Genomic DNA, 10,592 nt, shown 5'->3' on the forward strand with positions numbered 1-10,592 from the left:
GACGTCGAGCGACTGCGGGACCTCGCCGCGGCGATGCCGCCGTACGCCCACGCCCTGCCGCTCCCCGGCACCTCCCCGCTGCGGCTGCCCGATCCGGAGGAGCAGCTGCACGCCTTCCTCGACGCGGTGGCCGACGGTCTGCCCCGGTCGCCCGCCGCCGTCTGGGCAGCCGGGCATGCCGCGTTCGCCGACGAGCCGGCGCAGCACCTCCCTCAGCTGCGGGACTGGGCCGCCGAGGTGGCCGCCGGACACGACGCGGGCGTGCGCCTGTCGCTGCGCATCGAGGTCACGGGGCTGCCGGACAGCGATTCCGTCCTGGCGGAAGACTCTCCGGCCGAGGGCGACCTGCCGCACGTCCCGCGCTTCGTCGCCGTACTCCAGCTGCACAGCCTCACCGACGCCACGCTGGTCGCCGACGCGTCCGAGGTCTGGGCGGGCGCCTCCCGCGCGGCGACAGCTTTCGGCCCCCGCGTGCGTACGGACACGCTGCTGACACTGCGCAGGGCGGCAGCCGCCTGGGACGCCCTCACACCTCTGCTGTCCGCCGCCGTGCCCGACAGGGTCGAACTGGATGACGAGGAGATCGCCGAACTGCTGAGCGCACCGGTTTCCCGCGCGGTGGAAGCGGCAGGGCTGCACGTGCACTGGCCGCGCCGGATGGCGCGTGCCCTCACCGCTTGGGCCGTCGTGGGTCAGGAGGAAGCAGCGGACCGGCGCGGGCGGACAGCTCGCGACGCTGAAGGCGCCGGGCCGCCGTCCCTGCTCTCCCCCGGCGCGCTGCTCAGCTTCGACTGGCGCCTCGCCGTCGGCGGGACCGAGCTGACACGCGACGAGCTGAACGAACTCGCCGAGGACGGCCGCCCCCTCGTGCGTCTGCGCGGGCAGTGGGTCATCGTCGACCCGGCGGCGGTACGCCGCGCACGCGAGCGTCAGAGCAGCAAGATCGCCCCGCTCGACGCGCTGAGTACAGTCCTCGCCGGCACGACGGAGACCGACGGTGAGCTCGTCGAGGTGCGCGCCGAAGGACGGTTGGAGTCGCTGCGGGCGCAGCTTCACGAGCCGGAGTCGACCGGCCGTCCTCCGCTCGCGCCGCCGGAAGCGCTCGCGGCGACCCTGCGCGACTACCAGTTGCGCGGGCTGGACTGGCTGGAACGGATGACGTCGCTGGGACTGGGAGGCGTACTGGCCGACGACATGGGACTCGGCAAGACCGTCACCCTGATCGCGCTCCATCTGCACCGTCAGCAGCAGCCCGGTACCGCCGGACCCACGCTGGTCGTCTGTCCGGCATCCCTGATGGGCAACTGGCAGCGGGAGATCGAACGGTTCGCGCCCGGCACGGCAGTGCGCCGCCATCACGGAAGCACGCGCAACCTGGAGAGCCTGTCCGACGGGGAGTTCGTGCTGACCACGTACGGCACCATGCGCCTCGATGCGGACAGACTGTCCGAACTCCCCGCGCCCGGCTGGGGGATGGTCGTCGCGGACGAGGCGCAGCACGTGAAGAACCCGTTCTCCGCGACTGCCAGAGCCCTGCGCACCGTCCCGGCCCGTGCGCGCGTCGCGCTGACGGGCACGCCCGTCGAGAACAACCTGTCCGAGCTGTGGTCGATCCTCGACTGGACGACTCCCGGGCTGCTCGGCCGGCTGGGCACGTTCCGCCGTCGCTACGCGGAGGCGGCGGAAGGAGGCGATCCGGCGAGTGCGGAGAGACTGGCCCGGCTGGTCCGCCCCTTCCTGCTGCGCCGCCACAAGAGCGACCCGGGCATCGCTCCGGAGCTGCCGCCGAAGACCGAGACCGACCGTGCCGTGTCACTCACAGCGGAGCAGGCCGGGCTGTACGAAGCAGTCGTACGCGAAGGGCTGGCCGAGGTCTACGGCACGGACGGCTTCGCCCGGCGGGGGCTGGTCGTGAAGCTGCTGACCTCGCTGAAGCAGATCTGCAACCATCCGGCGCAGTACCTGAAGGAGGACGCTCCCGCACTGCCGGGACGCTCAGGGAAGCTGGAGCTGCTGGACGAGCTGCTCGACGCGATCCTGGCCGAGGAGGATCCCGGCGGCGTCCTGGTCTTCACTCAGTACGTGCAGATGGCACGCCTGCTGGAGAGCCACCTCGCCGGGCGGGGCGTGCCCACGCGGTTCCTGCACGGAGGTACTCCCGTCGCGCGGCGCGAAGAGATGGTGCGCGAGTTCCAGAGCGGCGGCGTGCCGGTGTTCCTGCTGTCCCTGAAGGCCGCCGGCACGGGCCTGAATCTGACGCGGGCGGCGCACGTCGTCCACTTCGACCGCTGGTGGAATCCGGCTGTCGAGGCACAGGCCACCGACCGTGCGTACCGCATCGGACAGGACCGGCCCGTGCAGGTGCACAGGCTGATCACCGAAGGAACGATCGAGGACCGCATCGCCGAGATGCTGCAACGCAAGCAAGCACTGGCGGAATCGGTGCTCGGTTCGGGCGAGGCGGCTCTCACCGAGCTGTCGGACAGTGAACTCACCGACCTGATCGAGCTGCGAAGGAGCCGGCCGTGACACGGACAGACGGAGATTCCCAGGGCGCCGGCCCGGACGGTGAGCGCACCTTCGCCGCCCTGCCTCCTGCCCGTGGACGTGCCTTCACCCGTACGTGGTGGGGTGCACGGTGGCTGAAGGCACTGGAGGACACAGCCCTCGAGTCCGAACAGCTGCGCCGGGGACGCCGGTTCGCGCGACAGGGCGCTGTCGGTGCGGTCTCGGTGCGTCCCGGACGGATCACCGCAGTGGTACGCGACAGGGACGGCTCGCCCCACCGCGCCGACGTACTGCTGCGCGAGCTGACCGTGGCCGAATGGGAGCGCCTGCTGGAGGTGGCGGCACGGGAGTCCGGGCACATCGCCGCGCTCCTGGACGGAGACATGCCGCCCCGCCTGGTGGAGGAGGCCGAGAGCGTCGGTGTCGAACTCCTTCCCGGCATCGGCGATCTGGACCCCTCCTGCGACTGCGACGCCTGGGACCACTGTCCGCACACGACAGCCCTGTGCTACCAGATGGCGCGACTGCTCGATGAGGATCCCTTCGTGCTGCTGTTGCTGCGCGGGCGCCCGGAGCGGGAGTTGCTCGACGAGCTGGGCCTGCGCAGCACCGCACGGAAGGCCGGCCCCGCGACCGGGGAGGAGTCGGCACAGGCAAGGGGCGGAGAGCCGGCCGGAGTTCCCGCTGACCAGGCGTTCGCCCTGGGAGGGATCCTGCCTCCACTGCCCGCCCCGCCCCCGCTCCCGCTCCCGGCTGAGCCCGCCACCTCACCGTCGCTCGACGGCGGCGCTCCCCTGCTCCTGGCCGGGACCTCCGGACCGGACACCACAGCACTGGAGTTCCTCGCATCCGACGCCGCGCTGCGGGCACAGCAGATGCTCCGCGACGCCCTGACGCCCGCCCACGCCGGCAGCGAGCCGTCCCGCCCCCTCACCCGGTCCGAGGACGCCGTCCGGCTGGCCGCCGCCGCGCCCGTACAGCCGGTCGCAGAACGCCTCGCGGAAGGGTGCGGCCTGACTCCCCCGCAGCTGGCTTCCGCCGCGCGTGCATGGGAGTCGGGAGGCGGAGCAGCGCTGTCCCTGTGGGCAGAGCCGTGGACACCCGGCGCGGACGAAATGGCGCGGGCTCGCGTTCAACTCGCGGCCGCATGGACGGAGGAGGAGGCACCCCCCGCGCTGCACGTCACGGACAACCGCTGGACCACGCCGGACGACTCCGCACAGTTGCGTCTCGGCCGGGACGGACGCTGGTGGCCGTACCGCGACGAGCACGGCACATGGTCGCCGGCCGGCGGGCCAGAACAGGACCCGGCCGCGGCCCTGGCCGTCGCGTCCGGGCGACACGAACCCGGCCGGGACGAGAGGACGTGAGTCCTGCTCGCCCCGGCCGGGTGGCGTGCTTCGTGCTGTGGTTCCGCCGCGTTAGGAGGCTGCCTCCATCACCGGCAGGTAGCCGCCCGACTGCCCTGCGGCGGTCGGGTGGTAGGACTCCCCTACGGGGACGGTGACGCTGTGCAGCCACGAGTCGCCGGAGCAGATCTCGTGTCCGGTGAAGGCGTCGCGCACGTCACCGAAGGCGAAGCCGTGGTCGGCCGCACGCTTGGAGATGACGTCGTTGAGCGTGTCGGACGCGGAGTTGATTGCCTCGCGTGACTTCTCGCTCAGGCCGACGGAGCACTCGCCGTCCAGCTTGTAGATGCGGGGGTAGCCCATGACCACGACCTGCGCGGAGGGCGACCGCTCGCTGATGGCGTTGTAGACGCCGTCGAGCTTGCCGGGAAGCGTGCCGTTGATGAAGCTCTTGGCCTCTTCGATCTTGGTGAGGCACACGCTCTCACCCTGCAGCACGCACGCCTGCATGGTGTCGGCGAAGCCCGCGTCGTTGCCTCCGATGCTGATGCTCACCAGACCGGTCGAGGCGCTGAGCGGCCCCAGCTGGTCGGCGAGGACATCGTCGGTCACGGCGCCGGAGCAGGCCGTGAAGTCGAAGGACGCCGGGGAGTTGGCAGCCGCCCACTGCTCCGCGTACGCCTTCGCGCTCCGCTTGCAGTCGCCGCTGTCGGAGTCGTAGTCGCCTGCTCCGAGACCGGAGGAGTAGGAGTCGCCCAGTGCGACATACGAGGGGGCCGCGTCCGCGCCGTAGGCGGGTATGCCCACGGCAACGGTGGTGGCTCCGAGCAATGACGCCACAGCTGTGGTCGTCAGTCTGCGTCGGTTCATGGAACCTCTCATGGTGGGGGGTCGACATGGAGGGTGCTTTTGTCATGCAGGAGTAGCAGTTCCCGGCGTTGACTGGAAGTGTTCATGCCAAATTTGTAATCGGCGTGAACCCTCTGCACAGCAAAGGGCGTTGACTCTCCGAAGCGGAGGCGCCGCCGCCGATTACCGCCCAGCACAAGGGGGGATTCGGGTACCGGCAGGTAGCTTCCCTCCACCAAGATCCCTACACGCTCGCCCAGTTGGCAGACGTACACGCGCAGGTACCATCACCTGACCGGACACATTCCGACAGGACCGCACAAGGAGCGCGATGAGCACGCCCTATTACGAGGACATCGCCCCGGCCGGCAAGACCCTCGCACCACGTGCCTGGTACGCGTCCTCCGACGCCGCGAGGCTGTCGCTGAACGGCAGTTGGGACTTCCGGCTCTCCCCCACCGCGGACACCGCGAGCACGGAGTTCGCCGAGGACGGCTACGACGCCTCCCGCTGGGAGCGGACAGCGGTGCCCGGGCACTGGGTGCTGCAGGGGCACGGGGCACCGGCCTACACCAACGTCCGCTACCCCTTCCCGGTCGATCCGCCCCACGTGCCCGACGAGAACCCGACCGGCGACCACCGCAGGGTCTTCGACCTGCCGGAGGGATGGCCGCAACAGGGCGCGGTGGTGCTGCGCTTCGACGGTGTGGAGTCCTGCGCCCGCGTCTGGCTGAACGGCCGGGAGCTGGGCACCTTCCAGGGTTCGCGCCTGCCGCACGAGTTCGACGTCACGGATCTCCTGCGGCCTCAGAGCAACGTGCTGGCCGTACGGGTGCATCAGTGGTCGGCGGGCAGCTACCTGGAGGACCAGGACATGTGGTGGCTTCCCGGCATCTTCCGGGAAGTGACGCTGCTGCACCGGCCCGAGGGCTCTCTGGCGGACTTCACCGTGCACTCCGCGTACGACCACCTCTCCGGCGAGGGCGAGCTGCGTGTGGACTCCCTGCCGCACGGGCAGGTGACCGTGCCCGGACTGGGCCTGGAGATCCCCACCGGCGAGACGGTCCGGCTGCCGGTCGAGCCCTGGACCGCCGAGACGCCCGAGCTGTACGAGGCGCAGCTGACGACCGGCGGCGAGACCGTGCCCTTCCGCATCGGCTTCCGTACGGTCGCCATCGAGGACGGCGTGCTGAAGGTGAACGGCCGGCGCGTCCTCTTCCGCGGCGTCAACCGGCACGAGTTCCACCCGGAGACCGGCCGCGCGCTCGACATGGCGACCATGCGCCGCGACGTGGAACTGATGAAGCAGCACAACATCAACGCCGTCCGCACCAGCCACTGCCCTCCGCACCCCGCCTTCCTCGACCTGTGCGACGAGTTCGGGCTGTGGGTCGTCGACGAATGCGACCTCGAGACCCACGGATTCTCCGAGCTCGGCTGGCGCGACAACCCCGTCGACGACGAGCGCTGGACGCCCGCCCTGCTGGACCGTGCCCGGCGCATGGTGGAGCGCGACAAGAACCATCCGTCCGTCGTCATCTGGTCGCTGGGCAACGAATGCGGTGCCGGAGAAGGACTGGGCGCGATGTCCCGGTGGATCCGCGAGCGCGATCCCTCCCGCCCCGTCCACTACGAGAACGACCGCCGCTGCCCCGACTCGGACATCTATTCACGGATGTACGCACCGCACGACGAGGTCGAACTCATCGGGAAGCGGCAGGAGCTGCCGCTCCAGGACGCCGACGACGACGCACGCCGCCGCTCCCTGCCCTTCATCCTGTGCGAGTACGCGCACGCGATGGGCAACGGCCCCGGCGGACTGAGCGAGTATCAGCGGCTGTTCGAGAAGTACGAGCGCTGCCAGGGCGGGTTCGTATGGGAGTGGATCGACCACGGCCTTCTCAGCCGCACGGAGGACGGGCGCGAATTCTTCGCCTACGGAGGGGACTTCGGCGAGGAGCTGCACGACGGGAACTTCGTCTGCGACGGGCTGCTCTTCCCCGACCGGACTCCCTCCCCCGGTCTGCTGGAGTACAAGAAGGTGATCGAGCCGGTCCGGATCGAGGCGGAAGCTCCGGGGTCCAGCACCGTCCGCATCACCAACGGGCAGGATTTCGCGGACACTTCACACCTCGCCTTCCGGTGGTCGTACGAGGTGCAGGGCGAGACGCTGGCCGAAGGGCCGCTGGACGTAGCTCTGTTGGCACCCGGCGAGTCCGCCGCCGTGCCCCTGCCCGCCCCTCCCCCGGCAGGCACGCGCCACGGTGAGGCGCAGTGGACCGTACGGGCCGTGCTCGCGCGCGAGACGGAATGGGCCGGGCAGGGCCACACCCTGGCCTGGGGCCAGCTGCCGGGCGTACCGCACCCGGGCGGCCGGATGCCCGGTCTGCCGGGAGCCGCCGAACCCGCCCGTCGCGACGGGGAGTTCATCACCCTGGGCCCGGGTGTCTTCGACGCCGCCACCGGAGTCCTCACGCGCCTGGGACCGCTGCCGGTGACCGGTCCCCGGTTGGATGTGTGGAGAGCGCCGACCGACAACGACGACGGCGCGTCGTGGCAGTCCGACACCCGCTACGGCCTCATCTGGCGCCGCCAGGGGCTGCACCGGATGCGCCACCGCACCGAGTCCGTGCAGGCAGGGGCCGAAGAGCTCCTGGTGCGCACACGGGTGGCCTCCGCCGCCTCCGGCCTCGCGCTGCGCACCGTCTACCGGTGGAGTGCCTCAGACGGCCTTCTGCGGCTCGCCGTGTCGGTGGAGCCCGAGGGCGAGTGGGACTTCCCGCTCCCCCGGCTCGGTGTGCGTATGGGGCTTCCCGCGGCTCTGGCCGACGTCACCTGGTTCGGCGGCGGGCCCGGAGAGGCCTACCCCGACACCTGCGCGGCGTCCATGACCGGCCTGTGGCACAGCTCCGTGGACGACATGCAGACTCCCTACGTGCGCCCCCAGGAGAACGGGGCCCGTGCGGAAGTCCGGTGGGCGGAACTGCGCGAGCCCGGCGCCACTGCCGAGGCCCGGGGCGCGGGTCTGCGGGTGGAGGCGGACACACACCGCTTCTGGCTCACTGCCCGGCCCTGGACGACAGAGCAACTCGACTCGGCAGAGCACACCACCGACCTGACCCCCGGGGAGACGGTCTGGGTGAACCTCGATCACGCCCAGCACGGCATCGGCTCGCAGTCCTGCGGCCCGGGGGTACTGCCTCAGCACCAACTGGCGGCGGGCTCCGCCGAGTTCGCTCTCGTCTTCAGCAGCCTGCCGCCTCGCACGGGGCCGACCACGCCGTGACGGCAGTCCCGGGGCCCCGGGACGGATAGCCGGGGTCCCGCCCTCCAACCGTCGCGCTACACGCCGCCCTTGACGCCGACGCCGGCGTAGCCGTGGTGCATCAGCAGTTCCTCGGCGTCCGGCACCGGTCCGTCCGGACGCCACAGAGGGGGCCGGACGAGGCCCGGCTCCAGCAGCTCGAACCCCTCGAAGTAAGGCAGCAGTTCCTCGCGGCTGCGCATGATGAGCTGGGCGGTGGAGTTCTTGTAGACCTCCGCCGCCTGCTCCAGCGCGGTACCGCCGTCGAAGTCGGCGGTGATGTGGGAGAGGATCAGGCAACTCCCCTCGGTCAGGCGGCTGGTGAGCGACTGCACGAGCTCCAGCGGGCCCTCGTCGTCGCGGACGAAGTGGAGCACCGCGACGAACATCAGGGCGAGCGGCTGGTCGAAGTCGATGAGTTCGCGGGTGGCGGGATGGTCCAGGATCGCCTCGGGGTCGCGCAGATCGGCCAGTACGAAGCCCGCGTTGCCCGAGTTGGTCAGCTTCGCCCCCGCGTAGGTCGCCACGATGGGGTCGTTGTCGACGTACGCCACACGGGTGTCCGGCGCGATCTCCCGCGCCAGCTCGTGGGTGTTGGGCGACGTGGGGATGCCGGTGCCGAGGTCCATGATCTGCCGGATGCCGCGTTCCACCACGGTGCGCACGGCCCGGTGATGGAAGCCCCGGTTGCCCTGGGCGGTGGGCCGGATGAAGGGCGCGTGTCCCAGCACGCGGTCGGCGGCCTCCCTGTCGACCGCGTAGTTGTCCCGGCCGCCCAGGTAGTAGTCGTACATCCGCGCCGGATGCGGCTTGGTGGTGTCGATCTCCTCAGGGCTGAAGCCCGTCTCCGACACGTCGTCCTCCCTCTCGGTCACTGCCTGTCATGCGAGCAGGAAGTCGGCGTCGCCGGCCTTCGCGCCCTGGATGAACTTCTTGATCTCCTGGGGGGCGTAGATGAGTGCGGGCCCGTCCGGGTCCGTGGACTGGCGAAGGGCCACCCGCCCGTCCGCCAGCTTCAACGCCTCCACACAGCTCCCGCCGTTGCCGCCGCTCCAAGGCTTGTGCCAGCCCTCGGTGCCGAGGGCTTTGGCCGGCATGCCGTTGTAGATACGACCCATGGTTCAGATCTCCTTGCGCATTGCACTGAGGATCGCCTCCGTCCGCGACACGGGCGCGGCCTGGGCGCACATCCGGTCCAGTGCCTCCAGAAACGTCGTCACGTCCTCCCGATGGTCGAAGTAGACGGCTCCGACCAGGCTTTCGGCACAGGCGACATCCGGCAGTTCTTCGATCGGGAACCGGAAGATGTGGAAGGGGCCGTACATCGCCGGGTGCGGTCCGACACTGAACGGCATGATCTGCAGCCGGATTTGGGGATGCGAGGCAGCCGCCATGAGGTGGTCGATCTGGTCGCGCATCACCTCGGGACCACCGAGCGAACGGCGCAGCACGGTCTCGTCCATCACCACCCACAGCATGGGCGGCTCGTCCCGCTCCAGCACGGCCTGCCGCTCCAGACGCAGCGAGACCTGACGCCGGATCTCCTCCTCCGGTACGTGGGGCATCCCGGCCCGCAGCACGGCCCGCGCATAGCCCTCGGTCTGCAACAGCCCCGGAACGTAGTGCGGTTCGTACGCGCGGATGACGTGCGACTCGCTCTCCAGGCTGACGAAGGCGCTGAACCACTCGGGCAGCACGTCGCGGTAGCGGTGCCACCACCCGGGCTGGTTCGCCTGCCGGGCAAGGGAGAGGAAGGCGTCGACCTCCGACTGGTCGGTGACTCCGTATGTCTGCAGCAACTTCTCGACGTAGAGCACCTTCAGGCCGACTTCGGCCTTCTCCATGCGCCGCACGGTCGCGTGAGTGACGTCCAGCGCCCGTCCCGCTTCCTCGTACGACAGACCGCAGTTCTCCCGCAGATGCTGCAATCGCCTGCCGAGCACCACTCGCAGAACGGTGGGAGCTCCACCACCCGCACGCGAGTCCACCACTATCGCTCGCCTCCAACTGCTGTCATGAGCAAGCAGTTTGGCACGGACGTTCCGTGCGGGGACAGCCTGGCCCGAGCGATTCTGTAATTTGCATACTGATCCTTGCCATCTGTCACCGACCAACCCCATAGTGGAGCTGTGGCTCCCCCCCATGACGCCCTCTCTTTAGAAGATCGGCCCTCTGCTGTGTCGGCACGCCCGCTTCGGGACGCGTTCCGCCTCCCCGCCCTCGACACGTCGGTGGCGCGGGCGCGAAGACGAGTTCTCGACCGGCTGCACGAGTGGCATGTCGATGAAGAGGCATGCGACGACGCGCAGTTGCTGGTCTCCGAGCTGTTCACCAACGCCGTGCGCCACACCGCCAGCGAGAAGGTCAGCTGCGAGCTGTGGCTGGTGGGCCTGCGGCTGTGCCTCGAGGTGACGGACCAGGGCGGCGGCCCCCATCCCATGGAGCCCCGTGCGAACGACGCCGTCGACACCGACGGCGAAGGCGGACGCGGTCTGCTTCTGGTGAGCGTCCTCGCGGACGACTGGGGCATCCGTCGCGGGAGCCTCAAAGCCGGACCCAAGAGAGGTCACGCCGTGTGGGCG

8 protein-coding genes are annotated in these 10,592 nt (G+C 70.3%); 4 read left to right on the forward strand and 4 right to left on the reverse strand.

The annotated features are described in order from the left end of the window. A partial coding sequence (locus H5J26_RS23630; protein ID WP_181767965.1) for a DEAD/DEAH box helicase occupies nucleotides 1-2,529 on the forward strand: 2,529 nt, incomplete at its 5' end. Then, nucleotides 2,526-3,878, forward strand: a complete 1,353-nt coding sequence (locus H5J26_RS23635; protein WP_181767966.1) for an SWF or SNF family helicase — start codon at nucleotides 2,526-2,528, stop codon at nucleotides 3,876-3,878. The genes H5J26_RS23630 and H5J26_RS23635, both read left to right, overlap by 4 nt. Nucleotides 3,879-3,929: 51 nt before the next feature. Here the strand turns inward: H5J26_RS23635 and H5J26_RS23640 are convergent, their stop codons facing one another. Continuing rightward, complete coding sequence (locus H5J26_RS23640; protein ID WP_181767967.1) at nucleotides 3,930-4,727, reverse strand: SGNH/GDSL hydrolase family protein; 798 nt, start codon at nucleotides 4,725-4,727, stop codon at nucleotides 3,930-3,932. A 310-nt stretch (nucleotides 4,728-5,037) separates the two neighbouring features. Between H5J26_RS23640 and H5J26_RS23645 the strand changes: the two genes are divergently transcribed. Continuing rightward, nucleotides 5,038-7,992 (forward strand): glycoside hydrolase family 2 TIM barrel-domain containing protein, encoded by a 2,955-nt coding sequence (locus tag H5J26_RS23645; protein WP_181767968.1) that lies wholly within the window; start codon nucleotides 5,038-5,040, stop codon nucleotides 7,990-7,992. A 56-nt stretch (nucleotides 7,993-8,048) separates the two neighbouring features. Here the strand turns inward: H5J26_RS23645 and H5J26_RS23650 are convergent, their stop codons facing one another. Genes H5J26_RS23650 through H5J26_RS23660 form a run of 3 tightly spaced genes read right to left on the reverse strand, consistent with a single transcriptional unit; the run spans nucleotide 8,049 to nucleotide 10,001 of the window. Beyond that, a complete protein-coding gene (locus tag H5J26_RS23650; protein WP_309238040.1) occupies nucleotides 8,049-8,885 on the reverse strand; it encodes an SAM-dependent methyltransferase in 837 nt (278 codons plus the stop codon). Between the two features lie 6 nt (nucleotides 8,886-8,891). Beyond that, nucleotides 8,892-9,128, reverse strand: a complete 237-nt coding sequence (locus H5J26_RS23655; protein WP_181767969.1) for a DUF397 domain-containing protein — start codon at nucleotides 9,126-9,128, stop codon at nucleotides 8,892-8,894. Nucleotides 9,129-9,131: 3 nt separating this feature from the next. Further along, a complete protein-coding gene (locus H5J26_RS23660) occupies nucleotides 9,132-10,001 on the reverse strand; it encodes a helix-turn-helix domain-containing protein (protein ID WP_181767970.1) in 870 nt (289 codons plus the stop codon). Nucleotides 10,002-10,187: 186 nt separating this feature from the next. Between H5J26_RS23660 and H5J26_RS23665 the strand changes: the two genes are divergently transcribed. Next, nucleotides 10,188-10,592: ATP-binding protein (locus tag H5J26_RS23665; RefSeq protein WP_309238041.1), on the forward strand; the 405-nt coding region annotated here is incomplete at its 3' end.

Source organism: Streptomyces albidus (ex Kaewkla and Franco 2022) (genome assembly GCF_013870515.1).
Taxonomy (GTDB): Bacteria; Actinomycetota; Actinomycetes; order Streptomycetales; family Streptomycetaceae; genus Streptomyces; species Streptomyces albidus.

Coding starts and splice junctions, on each gene's coding strand:
- H5J26_RS23655 (WP_181767969.1), bottom strand. CDS start 9,128: ATGGGTCGTATCTACAACGGCATGCCGGCCAAAGCCCTCGGCACCGAG.
- H5J26_RS23645 (WP_181767968.1), top strand. CDS start 5,038: ATGAGCACGCCCTATTACGAGGACATCGCCCCGGCCGGCAAGACCCTC.
- H5J26_RS23640 (WP_181767967.1), bottom strand. CDS start 4,727: ATGAACCGACGCAGACTGACGACCACAGCTGTGGCGTCATTGCTCGGA.